At 45.8% G+C, this 26,696-nt stretch carries 23 protein-coding genes and 1 pseudogene; 4 read left to right on the top strand and 20 right to left on the bottom strand.

The genetic code is table 11. The features are described 5' to 3' along the window. Positions 1–16: 16 nt before the first annotated feature. The 18 genes and pseudogenes from fumC to iadA form a co-directional block, all read right to left on the bottom strand. Positions 17–1,396: a class II fumarate hydratase gene (fumC, locus tag RBB45_RS07760; protein WP_101551004.1), complete on the bottom strand. Its 1,380-nt coding sequence runs from the start codon at positions 1,394–1,396 to the stop codon at positions 17–19. Between the two features lie 424 nt (positions 1,397–1,820). Beyond that, a complete protein-coding gene (locus RBB45_RS07765; RefSeq protein ID WP_306009389.1) occupies positions 1,821–3,830 on the bottom strand; it encodes an ABC transporter ATP-binding protein in 2,010 nt (669 codons plus the stop codon). Next, on the bottom strand, positions 3,827–5,584 hold the full coding sequence (locus RBB45_RS07770; RefSeq protein ID WP_306009390.1) for an ABC transporter ATP-binding protein: 1,758 nt from the start codon (positions 5,582–5,584) through the stop codon (positions 3,827–3,829). Before RBB45_RS07770 ends, RBB45_RS07765 begins: the two co-directional genes overlap by 4 nt. A 440-nt stretch (positions 5,585–6,024) precedes the next feature. After that, the gene (locus RBB45_RS07775) at positions 6,025–6,339 is read right to left on the bottom strand and encodes a YbjQ family protein (RefSeq protein WP_009795141.1); all 315 of its coding nucleotides are present in this window, start codon (positions 6,337–6,339) and stop codon (positions 6,025–6,027) included. Beyond that, a complete protein-coding gene (locus RBB45_RS07780; RefSeq protein WP_009795140.1) occupies positions 6,320–6,523 on the bottom strand; it encodes a hypothetical protein in 204 nt (67 codons plus the stop codon). Before RBB45_RS07780 ends, RBB45_RS07775 begins: the two co-directional genes overlap by 20 nt. Then, the gene (locus RBB45_RS07785; RefSeq protein ID WP_009795139.1) at positions 6,511–6,729 is read right to left on the bottom strand and encodes a hypothetical protein; all 219 of its coding nucleotides are present in this window, start codon (positions 6,727–6,729) and stop codon (positions 6,511–6,513) included. The genes RBB45_RS07780 and RBB45_RS07785 overlap by 13 nt, the downstream gene beginning before the upstream one ends. Then, positions 6,726–7,082: a YxlC family protein gene (locus RBB45_RS07790; protein ID WP_306009391.1), complete on the bottom strand. Its 357-nt coding sequence runs from the start codon at positions 7,080–7,082 to the stop codon at positions 6,726–6,728. The genes RBB45_RS07785 and RBB45_RS07790 overlap by 4 nt, the downstream gene beginning before the upstream one ends. After that, positions 7,045–7,599 (bottom strand): RNA polymerase sigma factor SigY, encoded by a 555-nt coding sequence (gene sigY / locus RBB45_RS07795; RefSeq protein ID WP_180827383.1) that lies wholly within the window; start codon positions 7,597–7,599, stop codon positions 7,045–7,047. Before sigY ends, RBB45_RS07790 begins: the two co-directional genes overlap by 38 nt. Before the next feature lie 214 nt (positions 7,600–7,813). Continuing rightward, on the bottom strand, positions 7,814–9,007 hold the full coding sequence (locus RBB45_RS07800) for an MFS transporter (RefSeq protein WP_306009392.1): 1,194 nt from the start codon (positions 9,005–9,007) through the stop codon (positions 7,814–7,816). 161 nt (positions 9,008–9,168) lie between these two features. Then, positions 9,169–9,720, bottom strand: a complete 552-nt coding sequence (locus tag RBB45_RS07805) for a GNAT family N-acetyltransferase (RefSeq protein WP_306009393.1) — start codon at positions 9,718–9,720, stop codon at positions 9,169–9,171. Positions 9,721–9,748: 28 nt separating this feature from the next. Beyond that, entirely contained in the window at positions 9,749–10,369 is a 621-nt protein-coding gene (locus tag RBB45_RS07810; protein WP_306009394.1) for an HAD family hydrolase, read from the bottom strand. A 38-nt stretch (positions 10,370–10,407) separates the two neighbouring features. Beyond that, positions 10,408–11,295: a S16 family serine protease gene (locus tag RBB45_RS07815; RefSeq protein WP_306009395.1), complete on the bottom strand. Its 888-nt coding sequence runs from the start codon at positions 11,293–11,295 to the stop codon at positions 10,408–10,410. An 88-nt stretch (positions 11,296–11,383) separates the two neighbouring features. Beyond that, positions 11,384–11,750: pseudogene (locus RBB45_RS07820) on the bottom strand (cupin domain-containing protein). Positions 11,751–12,334: 584 nt separating this feature from the next. Further along, positions 12,335–13,612, bottom strand: a complete 1,278-nt coding sequence (locus RBB45_RS07825) for an MFS transporter (protein ID WP_306009396.1) — start codon at positions 13,610–13,612, stop codon at positions 12,335–12,337. Between the two features lie 163 nt (positions 13,613–13,775). Then, entirely contained in the window at positions 13,776–14,918 is a 1,143-nt protein-coding gene (locus RBB45_RS07830; RefSeq protein WP_306009397.1) for a mannitol-1-phosphate 5-dehydrogenase, read from the bottom strand. Positions 14,919–14,923: 5 nt separating this feature from the next. Then, positions 14,924–17,002, bottom strand: coding sequence for a BglG family transcription antiterminator (locus tag RBB45_RS07835; RefSeq protein ID WP_253616504.1), 2,079 nt, complete (start codon positions 17,000–17,002; stop codon positions 14,924–14,926). A gap of 95 nt (positions 17,003–17,097) precedes the next feature. Beyond that, on the bottom strand, positions 17,098–19,038 hold the full coding sequence (locus tag RBB45_RS07840) for a PTS mannitol transporter subunit IICBA (RefSeq protein ID WP_306009398.1): 1,941 nt from the start codon (positions 19,036–19,038) through the stop codon (positions 17,098–17,100). A 199-nt stretch (positions 19,039–19,237) separates the two neighbouring features. Continuing rightward, positions 19,238–20,410, bottom strand: coding sequence for a beta-aspartyl-peptidase (gene iadA, locus RBB45_RS07845; RefSeq protein ID WP_306009399.1), 1,173 nt, complete (start codon positions 20,408–20,410; stop codon positions 19,238–19,240). A 245-nt stretch (positions 20,411–20,655) separates the two neighbouring features. On the opposite strand from iadA, the gene RBB45_RS07850 reads away from it, so the two are divergent. Beyond that, positions 20,656–20,967, top strand: a complete 312-nt coding sequence (locus RBB45_RS07850; protein ID WP_009795126.1) for an HPr family phosphocarrier protein — start codon at positions 20,656–20,658, stop codon at positions 20,965–20,967. 135 nt (positions 20,968–21,102) lie between these two features. Here RBB45_RS07850 and RBB45_RS07855 read toward each other — a convergent pair whose 3' ends face one another. After that, the gene (locus RBB45_RS07855) at positions 21,103–23,205 is read right to left on the bottom strand and encodes a transglycosylase domain-containing protein (RefSeq protein WP_306009400.1); all 2,103 of its coding nucleotides are present in this window, start codon (positions 23,203–23,205) and stop codon (positions 21,103–21,105) included. 265 nt (positions 23,206–23,470) lie between these two features. On the opposite strand from RBB45_RS07855, the gene RBB45_RS07860 reads away from it, so the two are divergent. Then, positions 23,471–23,986 (top strand): universal stress protein, encoded by a 516-nt coding sequence (locus RBB45_RS07860; protein WP_306009401.1) that lies wholly within the window; start codon positions 23,471–23,473, stop codon positions 23,984–23,986. A gap of 83 nt (positions 23,987–24,069) precedes the next feature. Here RBB45_RS07860 and RBB45_RS07865 read toward each other — a convergent pair whose 3' ends face one another. Continuing rightward, on the bottom strand, positions 24,070–24,537 hold the full coding sequence (locus RBB45_RS07865; RefSeq protein ID WP_035403123.1) for a helix-turn-helix transcriptional regulator: 468 nt from the start codon (positions 24,535–24,537) through the stop codon (positions 24,070–24,072). A 326-nt stretch (positions 24,538–24,863) separates the two neighbouring features. On the opposite strand from RBB45_RS07865, the gene RBB45_RS07870 reads away from it, so the two are divergent. Both RBB45_RS07870 and RBB45_RS07875 read left to right on the top strand, forming a co-directional pair. Further along, a complete protein-coding gene (locus RBB45_RS07870) occupies positions 24,864–26,015 on the top strand; it encodes a histidine kinase N-terminal domain-containing protein (protein WP_009795121.1) in 1,152 nt (383 codons plus the stop codon). A 100-nt stretch (positions 26,016–26,115) separates the two neighbouring features. Continuing rightward, positions 26,116–26,658: a GNAT family N-acetyltransferase gene (locus RBB45_RS07875; protein ID WP_224949899.1), complete on the top strand. Its 543-nt coding sequence runs from the start codon at positions 26,116–26,118 to the stop codon at positions 26,656–26,658. Positions 26,659–26,696 lie beyond the last annotated feature (38 nt).

Here is a 26,696-nt window from a genome sequence, read left to right on the forward strand (position 1 = left end):
TTCTCTTGTGCTGCTATTAAATCATTTTATCCGGGTCAACCCACTGATCATATTCTTCCTCTGTTACATGGCCGGTTTTCAGCGCCGCCTCTTTCAGCGTGGAATTTTCATTAAAGGCAAGCTTCGCAATCTCTGCGGCCTTTTCATAGCCGATATGAGGATTCAAGGCAGTGACAAGCATAAGTGATCTATCTACATGCTCTTTGATGACTTCCTCATTCGCTTCAAGGCCAACAAGGCATTTTTCATTGAAAGACTGCATGCTGTCTGCAAGAAGCCTGATGCTTTGCAGGAAGTTGTAAATAATGACCGGCTTGAAGACATTCAACTCGAAATTCCCCTGGCTTGCAGCAAACCCTATTGCTGCATCATTGCCGAATACCTGTGTCACGACCATGGTCAAGGCTTCACTTTGCGTCGGGTTCACTTTGCCTGGCATGATGGAGCTTCCCGGTTCATTAGCAGGAATGGAAAGCTCGCCGATCCCGCTGCGCGGCCCGCTGGAAAGCCAGCGTACATCATTGGCGATCTTCATCAGATCGGCAGCGAGCGCTTTGAGACTGCCATGCACATGGACGATCTCGTCATGGCTTGTCAGGGCGTGGAATTTATTATCCGCCGAACGGAAAGGATGGCCAGTCTGTTCGGATATCCACTCTGCCGTAATCGGCCCAAAGTCCGGATGGGCATTGATGCCTGTGCCAACCGCTGTTCCGCCGATCGCCAGATCATCCAGATATTTGATAGCATCTATCAGCATTTTTTCATTTTTCTCAAGCATGGCCCTCCAGCCGCTGATTTCCTGGCCCAGTGTCAATGGCGTGGCGTCCTGGAGATGTGTTCTGCCGATTTTGACGATCCCCTTGAAGGATTCTTCCTTGATTTTAATGGTCTTCTTCAGCTCGTTCAGTGAAGGAAGCAGCCTTTCTGTCAGCTCGATGACAGCTGCGATATGCATGGCCGTCGGAAATGTATCATTTGAGCTTTGGGACATATTTACATCATCATTCGGATGCACCTTTTCCTCTGAGCCTTTTTCCGAGAGCATCTCATTCGCTCTTCTTGCAACGACTTCATTCACATTCATATTGGACTGGGTGCCGCTCCCCGTCTGCCAGACAGCCAGTGGGAAGTGCCCATCCAGCTTCCCATCCAATATTTCCGTGCACGCAGCCGCAATTGCTTCCTTCTTATCATCTGAAAGTTTTCCAAGCTTATGATTCGCTTTGGCTGCCGCCTGCTTTAAATGGGCAAAGGCATAGATCATCTCAAGAGGCATTTTTTCGGTGCCGATTTTGAAATTGTCCTTGCTCCTCTGCGTCTGTGCGCCCCAATACTTATCACTCGGCACTCTTACCTCGCCAAGGGTATCTTTTTCAATCCTGAAATCTGACATACTTATCCCTCCTGTATTCATCCTTATAGCCTTTTCCCTTATTTCTTCATTTTAATGTTAAAATTTTGGCAGTTCCAGTAATTTGAATTCCGGAAAGCATAAAGCCGGCCTGTTTGTGGACCGGCTTTAACCGTATCTCAATTGTGGACGAGCGCACAGCCGATAAAATAGCCGATGACCATGATGCTTGCTATGCTGAGAGTAACCGCGAAAACCTCCATGATTTCCCCTCCATTCCTGCCGGATGGCCAGATATATCCCCTACTTAAAAATTATCATATTTCTGCCATGCTGCTTAAAAGCTGCCTGCACGATTTTGTGGCATAAAGGTGAATAATCGGTGAACGCGGGCTGGAATGGCTTCAGGGTACCTCTGCCCAGGCCTGGCCAACCAGAAAAGCACCCAATTAAGGGTGCTTTTCTGTCAGCCGGCCATGGATCCCTGCTGAAGCTGGTACATCTGATAATATTTCCCCTTCAGCTTCATAAGCTCCTCATGGTTGCCTTTTTCGGCGATTCGTCCCCGGTCGAGGACAAGAATTTGGTCAGCATTGCGGATGGTGGAAAGGCGGTGGGCAATAATAAAGGTCGTCCTGCCCTCTTTCAGCACCTCCATCGCATTCTGGATCACTGTCTCTGTTTCGGTATCGATGCTTGATGTTGCTTCGTCAAGAATCAGGATGGCCGGATCAAAAGCCAGCGCCCTTGCGAATGAAATGAGCTGCCTCTGCCCGCTTGAGAGAGTGCTTCCTTTTTCAATGACCGGTTCATCAAATCCTTTTTCGAGATTTTCCAGTACTTTGTCAGCACCTACATCCCTTAAGGCTTTTTCGACATTCTCCCTTGTGACAGCCGGGTCATTGAGGCTCACATTCTCTGCTATCGTCCCGGTGAACAGGAAAGGATCCTGGAGGACAATCCCCATATGCTTCCTGAGATTCTGCCGCGACATGCCGGTGATGTCCTTTCCATCAATAGTGATGCTCCCTTTCTGGCAATCGTAGAAACGGAACAGCAGATTCATGATGGAGCTTTTGCCTGAGCCGGTATGCCCGACAAGAGCAACGGTTTCACCGTGGGAAGCTTTGAAGGTAATGTCCTTGAGGACATATTCGTTTTCCTTATAGCCAAAATGGACCCCATTAAATTCTACATTTCCTTTATAGCGCGGAACCTTGCTGTCATCCACTTCGATTCCTTCCTCATCGAGGAGTTCAAATACCCGCTCACCTGCCACCAGTGCCTGCTCCAGATTGGCAAGCTGGTTGACAATTCCCTGCACAGGCTGGAACAGACGGTTGATATAGTCAACAAAGGCATAGAGCATTCCAAGTGAAATGACTGCAGATGCATTTAGGGACTCACCCCCGAAATACCAGATAAACGCAACGAAGACGATATTTCGGAGTACACCGACTAGATTATGGGAGGTTAATGAGTTTAAGTTGAGCAGTTTGTTCTGATAGGTAAAATGCTCTGTGTTCAGCTTTTCGAAATCTTTCCTTGTGTCTCCCTCGCGCCCGAAGGCCTGGATGATGTTCATCCCCTGTATTGACTCGTTAACCATTCCATTGATATCGCTCACTCTGGTCCTGATGACCTTATTATATTTGGATGCGTACTTTCTATAGACAATCATCCAAATGTACAGGATCGGCAGAAGAATCAGGCAGATTGCTGCCAGCTTGGCATTTAATATAAAGAGCGCGGTGTAGATGCCGGCAATATAGATGAAGCTTGTAAAGAAGGTTGAAAGCACGGTCACGTAAAGCTCGCGGATCGCTTCCGTATCATTCGTAATCCTGGCAACTACCTTTCCTGCCGGGAGATTGTCAAAATATTGGACAGGCAGTTTCTGAATCTGCCCGAAAACATCCTTCCGCATTTTCTGGATGATCCGGTTAGCAGACTTTTGCAGATAGTATCTTTGTCCATACTGGAAAATGGCCGCAATGACAATCAATCCGAAGTAAAAGGAGAGAAGCCTGATGATGCGCGGGATTTCAGGTTTATAAAAACCCATCAGCTCTTCCCCCTGGAGCCTCGAACCTTCATACACCTCTTTTTCTTCTCCTTTTGAGATGGTCAGCAGACCATCCTGAAAGCTTCGTTCTCCATCAAATTGTATGTCGCCCTCCACAAAGATAAAATCTTTTCCAGCCTGGAGGATGCGGGCCTGACCGATCATGGGAGAGCCTTCATCCATATACTGCTCTCTTGTATAATAATGGCCTTTATATGAAACAGAATCATCGTTTTCTCCTGTCTGATACCAGACGGATTCAATCCCGAGTATATGCTGGTCAATCAGCCTCTTGGCAATGAACGGACCCGCAAGGTCTGCGGCAACGGCGACAGTAAGCATGGCAAGCGCGGCCAGAATGATCTTTTTATAAATAAGCGCATATGAAAAAAGGCGTTTTCCTGTTTTCATGACAGCACCTCCTCTTCTGCAGCTGCCCGGGCCTGCTGTCTGATATACTGCTCTTTATACCAGCCTGACCCTTTCATCAGCTCTCGATGTGTCCCTTCCTCGGCTATCACGCCATTGTCCAGGACTATAATATGGTCCGCATGCTGGACCGCCGTCATGCGGTGTGTGGTAATGATGGTGGTTTTTCCTTCCCTTTCTGAGCGGATATTGCCGATAATCTTTTTCTCTGTTTTCGCGTCAACAGCCGAAAGTGAGTCATCCAGTATCAGTATTTCAGGATCCTTGATCAGCGCCCTGGCAATCGAGATCCTCTGCTTCTGTCCTCCTGATAGGGCAACCCCCTTTTCACCAACAAGGGTCTCCAGACCTTCAGGAAGCATTTCAAGATCCTTGCGGAAGGCTGACAGGTCAATGGCCTTCTGCAGATCACTTTCATCTGCCTTTTCGTTTCCGAACAGGATATTCTCCCTAACCGAACGGGAAAAAAGAACATGATCCTGAGGCACATAGCCAATCCAGCTCCTTGTATTTTGCAGTGACTGTTCCCTGATCGGGATTCCAGCAACAGCCAGGGTTCCTGTTCCGGCGGGATATTCCCTGAGCAGCTGCTTGATGAAGGTCGTCTTTCCGCTGCCCGTTTTGCCGACTATCCCTAAAGTCTGGCCCCTATCCAGCCTAACCTTGATGCTCTTCAGATTATCAGTGCTGCTCGACGGATACCTGAAAGTAACATCATCGAAAACAATATTCTCCGGTCTCTCGGCATCAGCAGGCTTGCCGGGATCCTTTACATCCTCCTCGTAGGAGAGCGTTTCCTGGACCCGGTCAAGGGAGGCATTGCCCCTTTGCATGATATTGATCAGCTCGCCGATTGCAAACATTGGCCAGATCAGCATTCCAAGATACACATTGAAAGCGACAAGATCTCCTAGTGTGATCGCCTGATTGAAGACCAGGTTGGCTCCATAGCCAAGCCCGATCAGATAACTGAGGCCGACGATGATTTTAATCGTTGGATCAAAAAGGGAATCAATCCTGGCGACCTTGATATTTTTTTCATAGACATCCTCTGTCATATCGTGGAACCGGTCTTCATCTGCACGCTCCTGCACATATGCGCGGATGACCCGGACACCGGATACTGATTCAAGGACTTTGTCATTCAGGTTCCCGAAAGCATCCTGGGCCTCCATGAAACGGACATGGATTCTTTTTCCGTATATTTTCATTAATAAAGCCATAAGCGGCAGCGGCAGGACTGCTGCGATTGTCAGCTTCCAGCTGACCAGGAAGCCCATAGTCAAGAGGATCGTCAGCATGAAGATGCTGCTGTCAACAAGCGTGAGAATCCCGAATCCGGCCGTTACAGATATAGCCTTTAAATCATTTGTCGCCCGCGCCATCAGGTCCCCGGTCCTGTTCTTCTCAAAAAATGACGGGGTCATCTTCAGCAGATGGTTCATAAATCTGCTCCTCAGCTTTCTCTCAACAAGAAAAGCCCCTCCGAAAAGCTGATACATCCACACATACGTGATCCCATAAGACACTACTGTAATCACCCCGAGCAGCAGCAAATACTGAAGGATCTTGCCGCTGTCGAGCGATCCCAGATGGATGTCATCGATTGCCTGCCCGACGAGCCTTGGCGGCATCACATCCAGAACCCCCACAATCGCAAGCAGGATAATGGCAACCGTATATCTTTTCCATTGTTCCTTAAAAAACCAGCTCAATTTCTTCAAAATCGAAAACATTTATTCCTCCCCTTTCTATTAACAGCCGCTCTGCTAGCCTCCCTCGAGATCTCCAGGCGAAATAGCAATCCTTTCTTGTTGATAAAACAGCATAACCAACTTCCTCCTTTTTAAAAGTTATAGAAAACAGGCTGATGCCTGGTATTCCCATCATATAAAGACAAAAACAAAAAAAGACATACCGCGTCATGGCGATATGTCCCGAAAAAAGACAAAAGCACAGGCTGCGCAAAAAGCTGCCTGTGCTGAATCAATATTAAAATGAATGATTACTGGGAAAAGTCAGGGAAAGGACAGGCCGGCATATATTCAGTTATTAAAATAGCATCATTTCGTACAATCATGATCATGCGCCCCCTTTTCAAATTTTTCCACTTTGTAAGATTATCATCTGTCTTATTAAAAGTCAATTGGCATTTTTGTTATTTTTCTGAACTTTATTATTCTGCCACAACAGCTGTTCCATAGGCAATGATTTCTGAAGCATTCTGCATAACAGCAGAAGACTCCAGGCGCATGCAGATCACAGCATTCGCCCCTTTTTTCCTGGCATCTTCCACCATCCTCCCGATTGCCAGCTGCCTTGCTTCATCCATCATTTCTGTATACTCTTTGATTTCTCCTCCGACAATGGTTTTGAACCCTGCCAGAATATCCTTTCCGATATGCTTGGACTGGACTGTGCTTCCCCTGACGAATCCTTTCAATTCTTTCACTTCCATACCTGGAACAAATTCAGTAGTGACGATAATCATGCTCATTTTCCTCCTTTTTTTCTTTATTCCTTTCCCAGCCCACCATGATAAGCAAAGCAATGATTAATATGGCATAGGAGGCATAAAATATGACAGCCGCCTTTAAATTGATGAAAATCATCGCGAGCCCAAGGAGCTGCCCGCCGAGAGCCGTAAATAAGAGAAGCTGCTTTAATTTCTCCATTCTTTATCTCCCTTGTTTTTCCTCCAGCTCTTCTCGACAAAAATAAAATAAACCAAGAGGGGCATCGGTGCCTGGATAAGGCCGATCAGACCCCACAGCCAATAATGATGCCCCCTTTTTCTCGCATGAAGAAAGAGAAAAACACTTTGGCTGATTAGTATAACGGCAACAAGCAGCAGGAGCGGCAGGGAAATTTCCTCATTCATGCTTCATTCACCCTTTGCCTGACAAAATAGTAGGTGCCTGCCCCTGTAATGAATATCCCGGCTGCTGCCTGGATGGCTATGAAGACAGCTGGAAGCTGGTGCAGGGTAGTAAGCAGGACCGTTAATATCACCGTTGCCATCACAAAGAACAGGCCAATATCCCTTATCCAGCTTTTCCGCAGCTGCTCCTGCTTTTCTGCAACCATCTCCTCGAACCATTCAAGCTCCGGAGTATGAATAGAAAATGACTGGTCAAGGATCTCAAGCCCTTTTTCGATTTCATCAGCTGCCAATCTATCCTGTTTATTTTCGTATTTACTTTCCAGCGGTATGATTTTCTGTTCCTTTTTCATGCAGGCCCAGCTCCTTTCTGACAGCTGCAAGTCCATTATGGATCCTTGATTTGGCTGTTCCGGGGGATATTTTCATCATGTTTCCTATTTCGTCGTAGGAATAGCCGTAATAATGCTTTAAAACGATTGCTACACGTATATCATCTTTCAATTTGCCAAGAGCGGCAAGAGCATCATTCCACTCTTCATTCCGGCTCTCCATCTGCCATTTCAGCTTCCTCCATGACTGCTCCTGCCCTTGCCAGTGTTTCTCCCTTTTCTTCCTGCGCAGATGGTCTATATATAAATTGGTCGCAATGGAAATGAGCCAGGAAGAGAACTTCGATTGGCCATTATACAAATGGATTTTTTCGAGGGATTTTGCCATGGTTTCCTGGGCAAGCTCCTCTGCCAGATCCTTATCCATGGCTGCCTTGACCAAATACTTGACCAGAAAAGGGTAATTTTGCTTAAAAAGCATGGCCAGTGCCCTTTTGTCACCTTTTTTGGCTGCCTTGACGAGCTCTTTGTCTTCCATTTTTGACATCTTTCCTTCCAATGCCCTTATATGATAGGTTACCTCTTATCCTGCTCTATTCCGCTGCTGTTCATTTTCTTTTCATTCATATGACGGCGGGGCCACGAAAATCGTTCATTTTTTTTCGAAAAAAATATTGGATAGTGCCGGCTGCACAAACTGAAGGCTGCATTTGCAAAAATGCAGCCTTCAGTTATTCATCTTTTAAATAATCTCAGGAGAATCTCTTTCTGACCGCCAGCAGGTAGATTCCGTTAAACAGCAGCAGTATTCCCGCAATTACGAAAGTAATCTCCGCACTGTTGTTCTCCGCCATCGCCCCAAACAATACTGTTGAAAGGGCAAACGCCATGGAGACCAGCGTATGCTGGGCACTGAACACCTTTGGCAGCTCTTCTGCCGCGACCTCTTTTTGTATATAGGTGTACAGAATGATGCCTTTGATCTGATGGATAAGCCCGCTGAGAAATACTAATAGTAATGCAGCCCAGGCCAGTGAATTGGCGCCAAACAGCAATGTCACTATGGCCACTCCGAAAGAGGCGGATATCAAGGTGAGTTTCATATTTTTTTCAAAAATAGAAGAGAACTTCTTGCATATGACCCCGCCCAATATTAAGCCCATGAAAAAAGAAGTGTTGATATAACCCCACCAGGCTTCCCCTGCCTTTAAAACTTCCGCAACAAATACATAAAGAGTGGCAGCTATCCAGACTACGTTAGCAATGGCTTCTATTAGAATCACCACATGAAAGCTGCGCAAAACAGGCTGCGTCCAAATAGAGATCCAGCCTTCCAGCAGAACGTTCACCGTACTTTGCTTTTCAGTATTGGACTGGAATGGAGTCTTATCATTGATTAACTGCATCATCAGGGAAGACACGGCATAGAAAGCCAGCGTAAGCCAGATGACATTCTGCCCTCCTGCCGCTGCAGTCAAAATGCCGCCAAGTGCCCAGCCGCCTAATTGGATAGATTCATTTAATAAAGCTAAAAAGCTGTTGGCTTTCATCAGTTCTTCTTTCTCCACCAGCCTTGGCAGCATGGCGTCTGAAGCCGGGAGTGCCCAGCCGTCGAAAAAAGCAATAACAAATATCAACACTAATACGAACAGTATCTCCGGAGAGCTTTGCAGCCAAAGCCAGCCAGAAAGAATAAAAAGCGCCAGCGTCTTGCTCACCTGGGAGCTGACAAGCATGGATTTAAGTTTGTATTTATTGAGCATTAATGGCGAAATTGCTCCGCTAACAGCCCGGCCTGCCATATTCAAAAACGGCAGCAGTGCCAGGTACACCGGAGACCCGGTAACAGAATATAAAATGGATATCAAACCCACTATATAAAACACATCTCCTAAATTGGCGAGTGACTGCCCAATCCAAAGAGACCGGAAAGATTTGCTTTTCATATAACCTGCCCCTCTTTATCTTAGAATTTAATGATAAAAAGGGAAATTTACAATGGACGATGCCTCCTTATGATCGTTTAAAACTTAGGTTATAAAAATTTTTTCGGCAAAAAACAGGTTCTGTCTCAGCAATCAATCTGAGGGAGAGGCTTGAAAAGCAATCAATCCTTCTGAAAATTCATTTTTAGAAAATCTTCCTGCAGGATGCCGTAAAGAACGCAATCCTTATACTGTCCTTTGGCATTACGTATCATATGCCTGACAATTCCTTCTTGCTTCATTCCCGCTTTCTTCATCACTTTCCCGGAAGCAGGATTATCCGTATTATGAGCGGCAGAAATTTTATGTAGATTCATTTCAGAGAACCCAAACTCCATGACCGCCTTTAATGCTTCTGTAGCATATCCTTTATTCCACCAGGCATAGCCCAGGGAATAGCTGACGCTGCTGTTTCCGGTGGTCAGATCCCAATCATACAAGTCAATTTCTCCGGCTAATTCCCCCGTGGCTTTCAATTCGATTCCCCACCAGCAAAAGTCTTTCCTTTCATATCTGGCTGCTATATCCGCCACTCTCGCATTGGTTTCAGAAACCGTCCTGTGTGCCGCACTCATCCTGTTTTCTGCTACGCGCTCATCTGAAAGCCATCGGTCGAAGATGGCTTGGCTGTCCGAACGTTTCAGCCTCCTGAGATTCAGTCTTTCGGTCTCCATTAGCGGTGTTCCCAAATAGGTGATCATTTCAGCCGAAAACCTTTAAGAGATCTTCAAATTTTTTAATCTCCTTATCATATTCACTCACTTCCCCGAAGCCGTATTGAGCATAAACGAAAGGGATTCCTGCGAATCTGGCGGCTTTTCTGTCGCCTTCTGTGTCACCTACATATACCGGGCTGGAAAGATGATTTCTTTCTATGATCAATTTGATATTCTCACCCTTTGAAAGGCCGGTCCGGCCGGGATTTTCGAAATCAAGAAAATAGTTTTCAAGCTTATGATATTTATAGAAAACCTCTATGTAGCCTTCCTGGCAGTTGCTGACAATGAAGAGCTTATATTTTTGCGAAAGTTCCTCCAGGACTTTTTCAGCATTTTCATAAAGTTCTCCACCATGGATTCCCAGGAAGTGTGCTTCAGCCTTCCTGCATTCCTCCACCAGCTGCTGCCGCTGTTCTTCTGTTAGATCAGGAAAAAGCCTGCGGCTTATTTCATCCATCTGCAGACCCATTGTTCCTTCAAAATCTTTCCGTGTCAATTTACCTTCCTTGCGGTCCTCTTCTTTAATGACACTGTTCCAGGCAACCAGAACTGTATCAATTGAATCCCAGATGGTCCCATCTAAATCAAAAATAATGCTGTCCATGTATCTCGTCCTCTCTTTCTTTATGAAAATTCCTGATGCTATCCTCCATCATTCAATCTCCCAATAGCTTCAACAGCTTCATCCACATGTGAAACATCAATAATTTCTATTTTTCTGCTGCTTTCTTTTTGTATAGCTGCAGCTTCTTCCGCATTTTCACTCGGAATGATCAGGTATAAGAATCCAGATCTTTCAGCAATCCGGATTTTTTCCTTTATCAATCCTACATAAGATACTTCTCCATGCTCATTAATCGCGCCCGTAACTGCAACAGGCAGCCTGTTTTCAAGGAGTCCTTCTTTAATGAGCCCTGAAAGCGCCAGGCTGAGTCCGGCACTATTACCGGCAATGTCTGGCTGCTGTATAAATCTCCTGAGCCAATCATCTTCTTTTCCCAGGTATTCTGCTGCGTTCTCTTCCATTTGCAGCAAAGGTTCTTTCTGCAGATGAAGCCATTTTAACAGCTGCCGGTTTTTGCTGTCATATCTAACTTTATGATCCACTTCAGCAACGGACAGTACGTCAACTCCCTGCGCTGCCAAAATCTTTTTGGCATCTTGTTCACTGTTCTGGTTTTTCAGCGTAAATTCAGCTACGCCTACCGAAAAAATACCCGATCCCTTTAAGGCCTCATTCGGTTCCTGGTAGGCATAAGCGACATGCGAAGGGGGAGAGCTCAGCGCTACCAGCAGCAGCGGCAGTTCATAGCAGAACAGGAGGAAGAGGAGAAAGGCTGAAACTGTGATTTGTATTCTGTTTTTACGTTTTTGGCGGAAAACAAACCATAAATTCAGCAGAATCACCAGCAGGAGAAACAGCATAAAGACAAAGGCATATTCATTGATGATTTCTAAAAGGTATAGAAGCAAAAATACTATATAGAAAAGGAATGTCATGATACCGGCAATGACACCAGTTTTATACATTATCCATCCAAGCCCCCATTGGTCTGGTTTTTATTATCTATCTTCATAGCCGGGAAACTTCTATATTAGCAGGCGGGTTTTTGTTAACTTATATCCAAACATCATTCTCCGCTGTCTGCTCTGTTCTTTCCTGCCCGGTATTTAATAACGCCCTTCGGCTCTACAAGCATGATTTTGCATTCGTTCCCGGCAAAAGGCTTATGTTCAGTATTTTTAGGGATGACAAACAGCTCCCCTTCTCCCAGCTCCACTTTTCCATCACGGAACTCAATGGTCAGCCTGCCTTCCAGAACGATAAAAACTTCGTCCGTGTCATTATGCTTATGCCATACAAAGTCCCCTTGGACTTTAACAAGCTTAAATTGATAATCATTCATTTCAGCAATAACTTTAGGGGACCAATGATCCGCAAATTTTGAAAACTTCTCTTGAAAATTGATTGGTGAATAATTCATTATACTCTCCCTTTTTTTAAATAGTGTTTTGCAGCGATCATATGCAAAAGAATCCCATTTCTTATGCTTCTAGATGAAGAGCTGATAATCCTTCAAAACTCCTTGTTAATTGGCGGCAGAATACTAAAAGAAGCGGACATTGTCCGCTTCTTAATTAAAGGCTCTTTTCCCGTTGACTGTTGCTACTTTGCTATCGTTATTTAAGAGCAATTTCCCGCCCAGCCATAAAAAGCGGAACCTTCCCGGATCTGAATGACGGAAGCCGTGACAGGCTGAAAAATAAGCGCAGGAATTCCCCCTAATTTCGAAAAAACACTAAAATCAGCTCAAATAGACGGAGAAATTCCGTCTATCAACTCAAAAAACAGGAAAATGGGCAACTTCGCTACTCTTAACCGGAAATTCTCCGCTTATTTGTACCCACCCCTGCTATTTTCAGGAGCCTAACCGCAGAATCTCCGCTTATTTTAAGGCTTGCTGGTCACCCGAATAAGGATTAAGCTCCTCTTTATCCAACACCATAAAATGGAAATTATTCTTGTTATAATTAAAAGCAGCAATCTTTACGAAAAGAGCCTAATTAATTATATAGCCGTTTCAGCTGCCGCCTTTTCCAATTCTTCTTCGGTCCGGCTGTATTTAGGCAGGACAGCTGTGTAAAACAGGCCGACCAGTATCAGGCATCCTCCTACAAGCCAATAAAGCATTTCTACTTTCAGGATCGCCGGGAAGCTGTAGGCGATGAAACCGAGGGTGACTGACTGTGAAAGCATCATCAGCGGGCTGATCCATCCCTGGACCCTTCCCATCATTTTTGGGTCGATGATGCTGGGCATCCATCCGCCGATTGCGATATTTACAAGAGGCAGGCCGAGGGATGTCAGGAAAATCAATACCATAAACAGGATAATAGATTCTGCAAAGGAAGCGGCAATCACAAAGGCCCCTGTGATGGTGATTCCGGCAATGATCATCTGATAAAGCTTTATTTTCTGGGAAAGCAAGGTGGCGATGAAGCTGCCGAGCAGAATGCCTGCTCCGAAAACCATCCCGATGACAACCGATAATTCCTCATATGTTTCTGGCGCAAGCCTGTATTTCAGCATAAAAACCGGCATAACGCTGAAGCCGCCGTTCACAACACCGAAAACGATGAAACCGGCTAGCAGGGCCGACAGCAGCTTATTGTTCAAAATATACTGCATCCCCACTTTGAAATCCCTGAATACAAGCTTTAGGTTGAGGTCCTTCAATGTGTGCTTTCCATTAGGAAGGCGGACCTCTTCTGCAATGCGGCATGATCTGATCAAAAGGGCACTGAGCCCGAATGTGACAGCATCTACCAGGATGGCGCCGTAAACGCCCACTGTCCAGTAGGCCAAAATGCCAAGGCCGTTCCCGAACAGCATGAAAAGACTCATGATCAGCTGGTTCAAGCCGGCTGCAGCCGTATAGTCATCTTCTTTCAATATCCCCTGGACCATCGCATGCTCGGCAGGGAAAAAGAACTTCTGCACAGCGCTCCTGAGGAACAGTACAAAGAAAATCAAAGGCATCCAGCCTATCAGGATTGTCCCGATCAATGCCACTGACAGTGCAGCAGTGATCCAGTCACAATAATAGGCAATCTTCTGACGGTCCATCCTGTCTGCAAAAACCCCGACAAGGAAAAATACCGCGAGCGTCGGGAGGCTGTACATGAGCTCTGTAATCGAGGCATATACCGGCTGGTCTGAAAAACGATCCAGCAAGTAGAACATGAAAGCAGTCAAGCCTATTGTGCTTCCCATTTGTGAGGTAAAGTTGGCAAAAAATAATCTGGCATAATTCTTATTCTGGAAGATTTCTTTGAATTTTTTCATTTAAGCTCCCTCGATTCCGGTTAATTGCTTTAATCATAATGCGTTTTCAGGAAAGGGATAAGCGCCTTCTGATGGTTTCTTGCTCCTCCTCGAGGCGGAGGAGCCCTAAGCCAAATAAAAACGCCGTTCCTTCAAGGAACGGCGCATGAGTGTTCTAGCACTATTATTTTTTCATCTGCTCATACTGGCGGGCAGCTTCTTTGGCAATAAGATTGTCTTCCTCCAGGCCGCTGACTTCATTGAGCACATATAATGGCCCGTGCTCTTTCAGCATCTCCTGGATTTTAACGGCTTCCTCATCTCCCTGGAAGTCGAAATGCAGTGCCGCAGCAATGGCCTTGGCAAGATTTTCGAACGGCAAACCTGCCTTCATTGCCTGTTCTGCAGGACGTACAAGCCTGTCATTCGGCCCGAGCTTCCTTATCGGTGAACGTCCTACCCTTGTTACACCGTCGTTCAGGAAACCGTTCTGGAAACGGCCGATAATTTTCTTGATATACTGTGCATGCTCTTCAGCATCAAGCCCATATTCCTTTACAAGATATGCGCCAGTTTCCTTCAGCGTCGCTTCAGCCTGTTTGTAGACAGCTTCATCCTTCAGGGCTTCATCAATGGTTTCCTTGCCTGCAAGGTACCCTAGATAGGCGATGACAGCATGCCCCGTATTGACGGTAAATAATTTTCTTTCAATAAAAGGAGCAAGATCAGGAACGATTTTCATTCCTTCTACAGCAGGTATATCTGTTGGTGCTTCGACAACCCACTCATAGTAAGGCTCAACCAGCACATCAAGGGACCCTTGGTTATTCTGGATCGGAACAATCCGGTCTACAGCTGAATTAAAGAAGAATATCCGGCCTTCCAGCTTTCCTGCCGTTTCCTCATCAAGGTTTTCAAGAATATAGCCTTTCAAGAGGTCGGTAGCTGAAATCTGGTTTTCACAGGCAATGATATACAGCTTGTCATCAGTTTTTTTAACTCTTTCAGCAATGCCCTTGGCAATGAGCGGGGCAATGCGCGGCAGGATATTCGGACCGATCGCTGTTGTAAGATACTCAGCCTCACCGATGGCTTCAATGACCTGGCTTTCCTGTGTCATATTATTAAGTCCTGAAACAGAGCTGATCTTCTCTGATGAACCGTTCTCGGCAGCCAGATTGACTTTATATTCGCCTTGTTCATTCAATAGATTGATGATTTCTTCTGCAATATCAACAAAAGTTACATGATACCCTGATTTAGAGAACAGCGCGCCAATAAAGCCGCGGCCGATATTCCCTGCACCAAAATGTACTGCTTTTTTCATAGTTATCATCCCTTTATCAATTGGTTTTGGATATAGTCGAGAAAAATTTCTTCCAGTCTCTTCTTTATAGCTTCCTCACTGCCTGAAGAAAATATCAGCATCGCTTCATCATTTTCAATCAGGCTGGTGCTGATCAGGCTGACGATTTCCTGCTGTCTTGGGCTTAAGCTTTCAGGCGCAAGCATAAGGAGCAGATTATCCGCCTCCATCATCCTGCCATCCATCCCTTTCAGCTGGACTGCGCGGCCGAGCCGTGACACTTGGAAAATCAGCTCTTTTACTGCTTCATGGCGGCAATGGAAAAGAGCCAGCCCTGTTTTCGGTATGCCCAGTCCGCCCAATTTCTCCCGTTCCCTTAAACGGGTGATGACCTTACTGCTTTCGGAAAGGCTTCCCTGTTCTTTTGCACTATGTACCATTTGGGAAACCACTTCCTCATGGTCAGCTGCTTCAGGAAAAAAGTAAAACCTGAAATTGCGGAGGATTTCTTTGATACTGTTTTGAACATCACCAAGGTCAGACAGCATTTGCCCTAGACCGATGCTCCGTTCTTTTTGCTTGGGATAACTGCTTTCGGGCGAAAAGGTGCGGCTGGCTGCCAGCTCACCTATGTGTTTTTGCAGAAAGCCCTTTGCTGCCAGTATATCCTCCTCTTCCAGAAGCGGATTGACGAGGATGTACTCCAAATCTGTGTAAGGCAATCTGACTGTTGAAAAAATGATATCGTAGCTGTTCAGATCTGTTTGCTGTATTTCCTTGATAGAGGAAATTTCGACGGACCGGATTTCCGGCAATTCTTTTTTGATCCTGCTGGCCAGCATTTTGGAGGTTCCAATCCCTGTCGGGCAGATGATGAGTGCATGGACTGAAAGCTGTTCTTCCCTGAGCAGCAGGACAGATCCGAAGTGGAGGGCAATGAATGCTGCCTCATCATCGGGAAAAGATATATCACGGAACTCCTGTTCAAGGCTGTTTTTAACGGCGAGAAAAAGGGCTGGATATTTCTTCTTGATGTCTTCTGTCAGTGGATTATGCATCCCCATATTCTGCCTGATCCTGAATATTGATGTTTCCATATGGGCGAGCAGGCCCTGAAATAGGGAGAAGTCTCCTGTTAAATCTGCATTCAGCTGGGCAGATACATGCTGGATGATATTTTTGACAGACTGCCCGATCATCACACTGTCATAGTGGACGGAATCAGGTGCCTGCAATTTGGATCCTTTCAGTACGATAGCAAGAAAACGGATATCCTGTTCAGCAAGGCTGACGGAAAATTCATCCGCGAGCTCATTGCCCAGGCTGGCAATCAGATTTGCCTCTTCCTTGATGTCCGGAGGTTCGATGAGGTCGTCCTCAATGCAAAAGCCGCCTTCTGTTCTTTGTAGCGAGATGCATAAATGGACCAGGATGCCGATATAGTCGCTGTCAGCCAATCTTGACTGCCCCTTATTGATTCTTCTGCCGGCAAGGCGGTCGGCTGCGTAAAGGAACTTTGACCGGAAATAGTAGAGCACCCTGGGCTTGTTCCAGTTTCCTGCATCAAGGAGGAACAGGCTTTCTATGAGCTCTTCATTAAAATAGATTAAATAATAGTCGGCCAGCGCCTTCCTTATATCAGATTCTTTGCCGGACAGCTCTACCCCTACCCCTCTTTTCCTTCTGACAGAGAGCCGGTAGCTTTCAAGCCAGCCAGCCAATTCATCGAGGTATGCAGTATAGGTCGTCACACTGATGCCGACTTCCTTTGCTGCCGGCTGAAGTTTAAAGGGTTCCCCCTTAAGGAGCTCCAACAGAATCAGCAGCTTCCTTTCCTGTGGAGTCTGGTCTGTCGGAATGGTTTCCGCCATTGTCTGAACAAGCCGGAAAACATCCTCATTCCGCCCGGAAATCACGAGGCCTTCATCAGGCGTCCGCCCAAGCTCAAGCCCGAATTGCCGAAGAACCTTTACAACAGATGCAAGGTCCCGGTGGACAGTCCTGGCACTCACGTTTAAGTAAGAAGCAAGGGTCAGGGCCGTATGCTTGCCGGCCGTCTTTATGATCAGTTCTATGATGCTTTTCTCCCTTGAGGTAATAAACATCTTTATCAGCCCTATCTGCAGACAGATTCTTTTCCGCCAAAAAACAAAAGCGCAAAAAGGCACAAGCTGTGCCTTTCTGCATGTCTTACCGGTCCTTACCCGTTAAGGATATCCATTAACTCTTGGGCTGTTTTCGCCTGGACCATTTTTTCGATGTTTTCCATCTCCGAGCAAGTGACGGCAATGGAAGACAATATTTCAAGATGGGTGCCATCTTTACCGGCAATACCGAAGATCAATCGTACTTTTTCACCGTTAAAGTCTACTCCCTCCGGAACCTGGATGACAGTGAACCCGGATTTGATGACTTCCTGCTTAGCCGCTTCTGTGCCGTGAGGGATGGCAACATCATTGCCCATATAAGTTGAAGTCATTTCATCCCGCTCAATCATGGCTTCAATATAATTTTCACGGACATATCCGCCATCGACAAGCGCTCTTCCGGCAAAACGGATGGCTTCATCTTTATGATTGAATTTCTGGTTCAGGAATACGTATTTTTCAAGCAGCAGATCATTGTTTTCCTGTACTTCCGCTGCAGGCGATTCCTTGCGTTCTTCTGCAGGCGATTCCCCCATCGCTTCAGCTTCCGCATCTTCAGCGATGTCAATCAGTTCTTCTTCTGCAGTTCCTTTCAGCTTGCTGATCAGATTATCGTATTCAGGGCTTGAAAGGAAATTATCCACTGACACATGATAGGCTTCAGGGATTTTATTTTTTGCCCTTGGCGTCAGTTCTTCCTGTGTAATGACTACCTGTGCGTCAGCAGGAATATTGCTGATTGCCGTATTGGTTACATTCACATCATTAAGGCCGGCAGCCTTCATTTTTTTGCGGAGAAGTGAAGCCCCCATGGCGCTTGAGCCCATTCCGGCATCACAGGCAAAGACAATTTTGCTCACATTTTCAGGAAGCTTGCCTTCTGTTGCTGTGAATGCAGAAGCAACTGAGCTTTTCTTCCCTTTCATTTCCTGCATCTTTTGTGCTGCGGCTTCAATATTTTCATCTGACTGCTTGCCTGTTTTTAAAATAAAGGCAGAAGCAATGAACGAAACAGCACCGGCTACAAGGACAGCAGCAAAGTTGGCAATATAGGCACTCGCATGGTGAGGCGTCACTGCCGTGATGGCGAGAATGCTTCCCGGTGATGCCGGTGCGAATAGACCGCCGCCAAGCAGGACAAGTGTGAACACACCGCTCATTCCGCCAAGGATGACCGCGATGAATAATAGCGGACGCATCAGGATGTAAGGGAAGTAAATTTCATGGATTCCCCCAAAGAAATGGATAAGTGCAGCTCCGGGTGCAGATTGCTTTGCGTTTCCTTTTCCGAAGAAGATGTACGCAAGAAGCACACCGATACCAGGTCCAGGGTTTGCTTCCAGCAGCAGCAGGATGGACTGGCCTGTCTGTTTGATCTGTTCCGTCCCAATCGGAGTCAGGACCCCGTGGTTGATTGCATTGTTAAGGAATAGAATTTTTGCAGGTTCAATCAGGATGCTTGTTAATGGCAGCAGGTTTGTTTCTACAAGCCATTCCACCCCGCTGACCAGCCAGCCTGTGAATACATCGACTGCAGGTCCGATACCCGCAAATGCCAATATCGCGAGTACACCGCCAATGATTCCAGCAGAGAAGTTATTGACAAGCATTTCAAAGCCTGCCTTGACCTTACCTTCAATGGCGCGGTCAAAAAGCTTGATTGCATAACCGGCGATCGGGCCGACAATCATGGCTCCGAGGAACATCGGAATATCAGAGCCGACGATGACACCCATAGTAGCTATGGCACCGACTACAGCTCCGCGCTGGTCATGGATCAATTTTCCGCCTGTATAACCAATCAGCAGCGGAAGAAGATAAGTAATCATTGGGTCAACCATTTTGGCAAGGCTTTCATTTGGCCAGAACCCGGATGGTATGAATAGTGCAGTTATCAGGCCCCAGGCGATAAACGCACCGATATTCGGCATGACCATAGAGCTCAGGAAGTTACCGAATTTTTGTACAGCTATTTTTATATTAGGCTGAGCCATTTGCACTCTTCCCTTCTATTTATAGTATTTACTTATCTATGGTAAATGACAGGGAGGCAGGGTTCAACGAAGAAGAAAACTAACTTTGTCGCACACCATTGTGACAAACCTATTGTTTCTCAAAAAAGGCCAGTTATTCTTATAGCTTGCAGCAGAAAAAGCAGACTGAATGAAAATCTTCAGTCTGCTCTTTACAGGTTTATTCAAAAGTTCCTTTGACAATAGCCTGTCCGCCTTCTACCATGGTCCTGCCAAGGGCTATGACGGTATCAATCTGATAATCGTCCGGATCCAGCATGACCAGGTCTGCATCCCTGCCTGCTTCAATCGCCCCTTTATGAGGCAGCTTCAAAATGTCTGCCGGATTTTTGGTTATGACCCTGATTGCCTGGTCAAGCGGGATATCTTCAAGAAGGATGCTGTCACGGACTTCACTATATAAAGAGGATATCTTTCCGACCTTCATGCCGATCAGTTCTCCTGCCTCGTTAAAATCCGGCAGGCTGCCCTGGGCGTCAGAGGTAAAAGTAATCTGTGATATTCCGACCCCTGCGGCAAGCATCCTTTTCAATCCCCTGCTGCATTTAACCTCCCCTTCCTCCTGGAACTTAGGAATGGAGCTGGTTGTAAAATCAACATAGCCCCCCCTTTTGGCATATCGGATGCCCTCTTCAAAGAGGTGGGGATTGCGGTTGATATGTGTCGGGTAAAATTGGCGGAGCGGAATATCAGTCTGTTCCACCACATCTTCAATCAGCTTCAAATGATCATAGCTGTCGCCAACATGGATGTTGACGATCCCGGCTTTGCCTGAAAGCATTCCCCCGATCCGGGCTGCAGATGCTATTTTGGCGAGCTCCTCTACGGTAGGCTGGGAAGAACGGTGATCGCTGATGGCAATTTCTCCTGCCCCGATTATTTTATCAATCAGGATGATATCATCTTCAATTTTCCCAGTGAGTGTCTTTACCGGCACCTGATAGGATCCTGTCTGGGCATAGCAGGTGATTCCTTCTTCATCCAGCGCCCTTGCTTTGGCAATCAGGCTGGGCATCGTCCTGGTGGTACCATCTGTTCCGATTACGCCCACAATGGTGGTAATGCCTGCCAGAGTAGCATCGGTCAGCTGCAGCTCAGGAGTCCTTGTCCGGTAGCCGCCCTCGCCGCCACCACCTATGATATGGACGTGTGCATCAATGAAGCCGGGTACTACCAGCTTTCCCTCTGCCTCTATTATCCTGATATCTGCAAAGCCTTCAGGCAGATCGATATGATCCTTTATATAGCCAATCTTATTCCCTGTAAGCAGTATATCTTTCTTTCCTATATGATCAGGTGCATATACATTCCCGTTTCTGATGAGAGTCAGCAACCTCTTGTCCCCCTCCATGATAAATGCCTCATTATTCAGAATGATTATGCATTTATCTTAAACCTGACTTCACCAGCCGGCAAATCTTATGCCTTATCCAGCAGCTTCTACTGGAAAAATAGAGAAGCCCTGTCATCATTTTGACATGTTTAGACTTCGGGAGCCGGGGTAAATCTCAAGTAACAATAAACAATAAAAAAACAAACAAAAACTATAAATATACTATAAAGGAGAACTGAACCATTATGAAAGAAATCATCTCTACAAACATTAACCTGGATAGACATTTTACAATGAAAGATATGCTTGAAATCTATCAGGCCGCTAAGCAATATAAAGGCAACACAATCATCTATTGCAATCAGAAGTCAGTTGATGCTTCCAATATGCCAAAGCTGGTTTCCTTCCTGCTGACCCAAAAGGCGAATACATCCATTAAAGTGATTGTCGAAGGGGTGCAGGCAAGGAAGCATCTCGCTAAAATCAAAGAAACTTGCGCAAACCGTGTATCTGCATTCAAAAAGGCTGACCAGCCATTAATGACGGAAACCGTTTAATTCCCAGAAAGGCAGTGAACCTATAATGATCCGGACGATTCTTATGATAATCGGCGCCATCGTTGTGATTGGCGCACTTGTAAGCTGGCTGTTCTAACGACAGCAAAAAAAAGAGCCGACCGGCTCTTTTTTATTTTAATCTTCATGCTTTTTCTCTTTCTCTTTCTCTTTCTCTTTCTCTTTCTCTTTCTCTTTTTCCTTATCCCTGCCCTTTAAGCGGTCTTCCCATTTCCCTTTTTCTTCACGCAGCTTTTCCTGCCACTTCTCGGCTTCCTTCCTTAAATTCTCCTCCCATTCTCTGGCCCTCTTCCATCTTTCTTCTTTCTCTTTTTGTTCAATATAATAAGAGATATGCGGAACATTGAAGGATTCAGCATCCTGCCCTTCAAGAGCAGCCGCCATCAGCTCCCGGAAGATCGGGGCCGCGCCTTCACTGCTTGTCGTTGTTAAATAGTGGTTTTCATCTGTATGGTCATAACCGACCCATACAGCACCGGCAAGCTGAGGTGTATAGCCGGTGAACCATTGGTCCTTTACGCCATCTATCCCCTCTATCGGCACCTGGGTCGAGCCTGTCTTCCCGGCCGTCTCCCTTCCAGGAATGCCTGCTGCCTTCCCGGTTCCCTGCTCCACTACCCCCAGAAGCATGGTTGTCATTTGTTCTGCTGCTTCTTTAGAAACTGCCTGCACAGACTTTTCTTCCCGTTCGGCTATTACATTTCCTTGGGCATCTTCGATCTTTATGATTGCATGGGCCTCTTCCCTTACACCGTCATTGGCAAATGCCGCATAAGCACCGGCCATCTCCAGCGGAGACACACCTGATGACAATCCCCCAAGAGCAATCCCAAGATCTCTGTCGCTCTCCTCCAGAGGGATTCCAAACCGCTTGGATGCTTCAATCCCCGCTTCAATGCCGATTTCATTAAGTATCCATACCGCCGGAAGATTAAGCGAATCTTTGACGGCCTCGTACATTGGCACCTGCCCGCGGTACTGTCCATTATAATTGCCTGGTTCATAGCCGCCGAAGCTCATTTTCTCATCTTTTACCTGGTCTGTTGCCTTCCATCCCTCTTCCAGAGCCGGCGCATAAGCAGCCAAAGGCTTCATAGCTGAGCCGGGCTGGCGCTTCAGCTGGGTGGCCCGGTTGAAGCCCCTGAAGACATGCTCGCCTCGTCCGCCGACCAAAGCACGGACACCGCCTGATTCAGGATCCACCAGCACAGCTCCGCTCTGGACGATCTGATCTTCTTTTCCTTGCGGGAAAAGATCATCTCTTTGGTAGATTTCTTCTGCGGCTGCCTGCATTTCCGGGTCAAGTTCAGTATAGATCCTGTATCCCTCTGTCAATAATTCATCCTGTGTCAGTCCATATAATTCGATTGCTTCATCCAGAACATGATCAACATAATAAGGGAACTTTCCTTTCAGTGGATCGCCGCCCCTGTCATTGAGAGCAAGCGGCTCTGCTTTGGCTTGTTCAAATTCACTGGCAGAAATATAGTTCTGCTCCTTCATTTGAAGCAGGACCGTATCCCGCCGTTCTACCGCCTCTTCAGGATGGCCGATTGGATTCAGGGCAGAGGGGGCCTTGATGATTCCCGCCAGAATGGCCGACTCGCTTATGGTCAGATCTTCGGCATCTTTGCCAAAGTATTTAAGGGCAGCATTTTTGACCCCCCATGCCCCTTCCCCGAAATAAATCTGATTCAAATACATCTGAAGGATTTCTTCCTTTGAATATTTCTTATCTATTTCCCTTGCCAGGAAAAACTCTTCCATCTTCCGCTTGTATGTTTTTTCATGGGTGAGCAGCGCATTCTTCGTCAGCTGCTGTGTAATGGTGCTCCCGCCTTCGACCACACCGCCAGCTTTGATATTAGTGAACAGCGCTCTCATAATGCCTTTGTAGTCAATGCCGCTATGTTCATAAAATCTTTTATCTTCTATTGCGACCACGGCATTTTTCAGGCTGTCAGGGATCTGGTCGGCACGGAGGCCTTCATTTTTGCTTGCTGAAATTTTGCTTGCCTGTTCCCCGCTGTAATCGTAAATGACCGTGGGCTGTGACATCCCGTCCTCCAGATTGCTGATATCCGCGTCCTTGCCTTGAAAGTAAAAGAAACTAAGGAAGCCGAGGATCGATGTAGAAGAAAATAAAAGGACGATTTGTAAAATCCGTTTTAGTCTATAGATTCGATTTTGTTTATTTCTGCCTTCTCTTGTATTGCTCATTTAATCACAACCTTTATTGAAACTTCTTGGTGACTTCTTATCATACTGTAAACAATTTTCTTAAAGACTTTTACTCAAAAATGATGGGATATAAACCATAATTATCCTTATTAGCAGTTTGGGCACTTTTATATAATCCGAAAGTGTTCCCCCTTTTATAGGGGTACAAAATTTTGATGCCGCTCAAACAGGCAGGATTCTTTTATCGGAAATATGGGTAAATAGAAAATAATCACAACTCTCCTATTAAGAAAGGATGATGACAATGAACCAATTCAATCGGATTGTAGTCGGCTATGATGATACCGAAGGCAGCAATAAGGCACTGCAGCTTGCCGTTCAGATGGCAAAAGGAAACCCGGAGGCACATGTACTGGTTGCAAATGTCTATGACGAAAAGGTAGAAAACGTAATGACTGATAATGAAAAGAGAGTGGAGCCGATAAGAACAAACGGATATATGCTGGAAGGGATCCAGATTCCGCCTATGTCGATCAGGCATGATGATCCCAACCCGCCAACACACGCCATTATCTCAAACAGCGTGGATGACGCATTCTATAAAGCCAAACAGGAGCTTGAACCCCATAATATCCAGGCAAAATATGATTCTCTTGACGGCAGCCCTGCAGAAAGCATCTGTGATTACGCTTCGGCAGAAGGAGCCGATCTGATCATTGTCGGAAACTCCGGCAAAGGCGGGCTGAAGCGGATGTTCCTGGGAAGCGTCAGCAGCAACATCGCCAAACAGGCTCCGTGCCCTGTGCTGATTGCGAAATAATCATTTCCGGCTCATACAAAAAACGCTAAGATACCCAGTATCTTAGCGTTTCTTTCTCTCTCCATTCACAGGCACAGTCAGGGTTACTTGTCCGCATCTGCCCCTCTTGCAATCTCGAAAAAACGCTCTTTTGATTCTTCTTCATCAAAACTGCTGTAGACTCTGTACAGGTCTTCATCTATAATCCGGAAATGCTGGCTGATGATATTCTGCTGAAGCATAAATCTGCCTCTTTTTTCGACCTCTCTCCACCATATTTTGCCTCCAAGGGTTTTTTCTTTACGATAATCAATACCTTCCCTTGCAATGGTTTCAAGCACTTCAAGCGGTTCGTTTCCAAATAGAAATTGCACGGTTTCGGTTTCACGGAACAGGGCACAGACAGCCACTACTGTGGACCAGCCCGCATAAGCTCTGCCCTTTTCAATCTGAACAAGTGTTTTTTTGGAGATCCCGATAATTTCCGCCATCTTATCCTGGGTATAGCCTGCCTCTGTACGAATAAGGCGGAGCTTTTCTGAAACCTTCATGATAATCTCTTCTCGTGTCAATATTCGCGCCACCCTTTTCAAGTGTAATATTACACCAATTCTAACACATTATAAAAGCAGGTATAACTTTTATATTTATGAATTTGATAAATGCCTGTACTTTTTTATGCCCTTCACCATTCAGATTAAACTGAGGCTTTTTTAATAGGACACACCAGCCATCCAGTATTTTACATAAACTATCATAATTTTACACTTTGTCATCCAATCCCCGATCTTTCGATAAATTTCTGTAAATTCCCAAGAAAATTCCGGAGGATTTATCCCATTATAGGCGAATGTTATTACAGCAAGGTTAATAGTCAAAAAGATAGGCGGAGGGTAAAATGTTATCACTATCAAATCAAAAGCTGCTTGACTTTCTTGAAAGAGAGAAGCATATTCTTCTGGAGCAATGGAATAAAGAGATTGTCTTAACAGAGACAGATCCTTTCAAAGATTATATAAGAGAAAACGGTGAAGCCATGTTCAGCCTGATCTTGACCAGTTTGTCCAAGTCAGAACAGGATCTGGATGTCTATCTTCAGCAGCTCGCCATCAAAATTGCCTCTCAGCGTGTAAAGGCCAATATCAACATCGGCGAATTTGTCTACAATGTAAATATGGGCCGTTCCATCATCTATAAAAATCTCAACCGGGTTGACGTCCACTGGGATGATCTGCAGAAATGGATTGACAGGATCAATGTATGTTTTGACAAATTTCTTTATTATGCTGTCAGCCATTATACAGATGCCAAGAATAAGATCATTGATGAAAAAACGGAATTCATCAATTCAACCCATAAAGACCGCCTTACTCTTCTGGGACAAATGACATCCAGCTTTATACATGAATTCAGGAATCCGCTGACTTCCATCCAGGGTTTTGTTCAATTGCTTAAAGCTGAAAACCCTCCCATGAATTATTTAGATATCATTTCAAATGAGCTTGAACAGCTCAATTTCCGTATCTCACAATTCCTGCTATTATCCAAGAAGGAGCTTATCGGAAAGGAAAAAACCACCTTCAACCTGAACAGTTTGGTTGAAGAGGTACTGATTTTCCTGTATCCAAGCATATTGGATGCCAAAGTCCGTATTATAAAGGAAGTCGATGAGAGCACCCATCTTTGCGGCTATGAAGATGAAATCCGCCAGGTGCTTATCAATATCATCTTTAATGCCATCGATGTCTTGAACCCCTATAGGGAAGATCCGCTCATTGAAATTATCTCATTCATGACTTCAGACTCTTATGTACGGCTCGAAATCAGAAATAATGGCCCTCAAATACCTGAGCATCTGCTAAGTTCCATTTTTGAACCTTTTGTTACGACCAAAAAACTGGGAACCGGGCTGGGACTTTTTGTCTGCCGGGAAATCATTGAAAAGCATAAAGGCTTCCTTTCCTGTGAATCAGACTATGATAAAACCATTTTCAGCATGACTCTGCCTCTGCATACCGGCGAAAGAGCAGCAGATTCCGGCTGCGAATAAATGAAAGAAAATTTACGCAGCTCCGCTTTCCTGTGTATGATTGGATTGTCAGGCAATGCTTCCGGATAATTCAAACTTTAGAAAAAGAGGGGGCGAAGATTTGTTTACACTAGAAGTTGATAATGACATCCGGCTTCAGCTGTTTCAGCTGCATCATGCCGACGAGCTTTATGGTTTGGTGGACGGCAGCAGGAACCATCTAAGGGAATGGCTTCCCTGGGTAGACAGCATGACCTCTCCCGCGCAATATCACAGCATCATCCCTTTGTGGCTGAAGCAATTTGCCGAAAACAATGGCTTCAACACTGGTATAAGGTATAAGGGGATACTGGCAGGAGCCGCCGGCATCCACCAAATTGACTGGGCAAGCAGGCAAATGAGCATAGGCTATTATCTGGCCGAAGGATTTCAGGGAAAAGGAATCATGACAAGGACAGTCCAGGCAATGATCAATTATGCTTTTAATGACCTGCGTTTGAACCGGATTGAGATCAGATGCGGGATCAGGAACCATAAGAGCAGGGCTGTCCCTGAGCGGCTGGGGTTCACACAGGAGGGAATCATCAGGCAGGGAGAGTTCCTTAATGGGCATTACCACGATCTGGTGGTTTACGGGCTTCTAGCGGAAGAATGGAAATATTAATCGGCAAAACAAAAAGCCAGCAATGCTGGCTTTTTCCG

The organism is Bacillus sp. MMSF_3328, from assembly GCF_030733525.1.
GTDB lineage: Bacteria > Bacillota > Bacilli > Bacillales > Cytobacillaceae > Bacillus_AB > Bacillus_AB infantis.

Excerpts from the sequence above, each read along its gene's own strand:
- RBB45_RS07785 (WP_009795139.1), bottom strand. The coding sequence starts at position 6,729 with ATGAATGAGGAAATTTCCCTGCCGCTCCTGCTGCTTGTTGCCGTTATA.
- RBB45_RS07840 (WP_306009398.1), bottom strand. The coding sequence starts at position 19,038 with ATGGCTCAGCCTAATATAAAAATAGCTGTACAAAAATTCGGTAACTTC.
- RBB45_RS07870 (WP_009795121.1), top strand. The coding sequence starts at position 24,864 with ATGTTATCACTATCAAATCAAAAGCTGCTTGACTTTCTTGAAAGAGAG.
- RBB45_RS07790 (WP_306009391.1), bottom strand. The coding sequence starts at position 7,082 with ATGAAAAAGGAACAGAAAATCATACCGCTGGAAAGTAAATACGAAAAT.
- RBB45_RS07775 (WP_009795141.1), bottom strand. The coding sequence starts at position 6,339 with ATGATTATCGTCACTACTGAATTTGTTCCAGGTATGGAAGTGAAAGAA.
- RBB45_RS07780 (WP_009795140.1), bottom strand. The coding sequence starts at position 6,523 with ATGGAGAAATTAAAGCAGCTTCTCTTATTTACGGCTCTCGGCGGGCAG.
- RBB45_RS07800 (WP_306009392.1), bottom strand. The coding sequence starts at position 9,007 with ATGAAAAGCAAATCTTTCCGGTCTCTTTGGATTGGGCAGTCACTCGCC.
- RBB45_RS07850 (WP_009795126.1), top strand. The coding sequence starts at position 20,656 with ATGAAAGAAATCATCTCTACAAACATTAACCTGGATAGACATTTTACA.
- fumC (WP_101551004.1), bottom strand. The coding sequence starts at position 1,396 with ATGTCAGATTTCAGGATTGAAAAAGATACCCTTGGCGAGGTAAGAGTG.
- RBB45_RS07835 (WP_253616504.1), bottom strand. The coding sequence starts at position 17,002 with ATGTTTATTACCTCAAGGGAGAAAAGCATCATAGAACTGATCATAAAG.
- RBB45_RS07855 (WP_306009400.1), bottom strand. The coding sequence starts at position 23,205 with ATGAGCAATACAAGAGAAGGCAGAAATAAACAAAATCGAATCTATAGA.
- RBB45_RS07770 (WP_306009390.1), bottom strand. The coding sequence starts at position 5,584 with ATGTTTTCGATTTTGAAGAAATTGAGCTGGTTTTTTAAGGAACAATGG.
- RBB45_RS07825 (WP_306009396.1), bottom strand. The coding sequence starts at position 13,612 with ATGAAAAAATTCAAAGAAATCTTCCAGAATAAGAATTATGCCAGATTA.
- sigY (WP_180827383.1), bottom strand. The coding sequence starts at position 7,599 with ATGGAAGACAAAGAGCTCGTCAAGGCAGCCAAAAAAGGTGACAAAAGG.
- RBB45_RS07830 (WP_306009397.1), bottom strand. The coding sequence starts at position 14,918 with ATGAAAAAAGCAGTACATTTTGGTGCAGGGAATATCGGCCGCGGCTTT.
- RBB45_RS07815 (WP_306009395.1), bottom strand. The coding sequence starts at position 11,295 with ATGTATAAAACTGGTGTCATTGCCGGTATCATGACATTCCTTTTCTAT.
- RBB45_RS07765 (WP_306009389.1), bottom strand. The coding sequence starts at position 3,830 with ATGAAAACAGGAAAACGCCTTTTTTCATATGCGCTTATTTATAAAAAG.
- RBB45_RS07810 (WP_306009394.1), bottom strand. The coding sequence starts at position 10,369 with ATGGACAGCATTATTTTTGATTTAGATGGGACCATCTGGGATTCAATT.
- RBB45_RS07860 (WP_306009401.1), top strand. The coding sequence starts at position 23,471 with ATGAACCAATTCAATCGGATTGTAGTCGGCTATGATGATACCGAAGGC.
- RBB45_RS07805 (WP_306009393.1), bottom strand. The coding sequence starts at position 9,720 with ATGGAGACCGAAAGACTGAATCTCAGGAGGCTGAAACGTTCGGACAGC.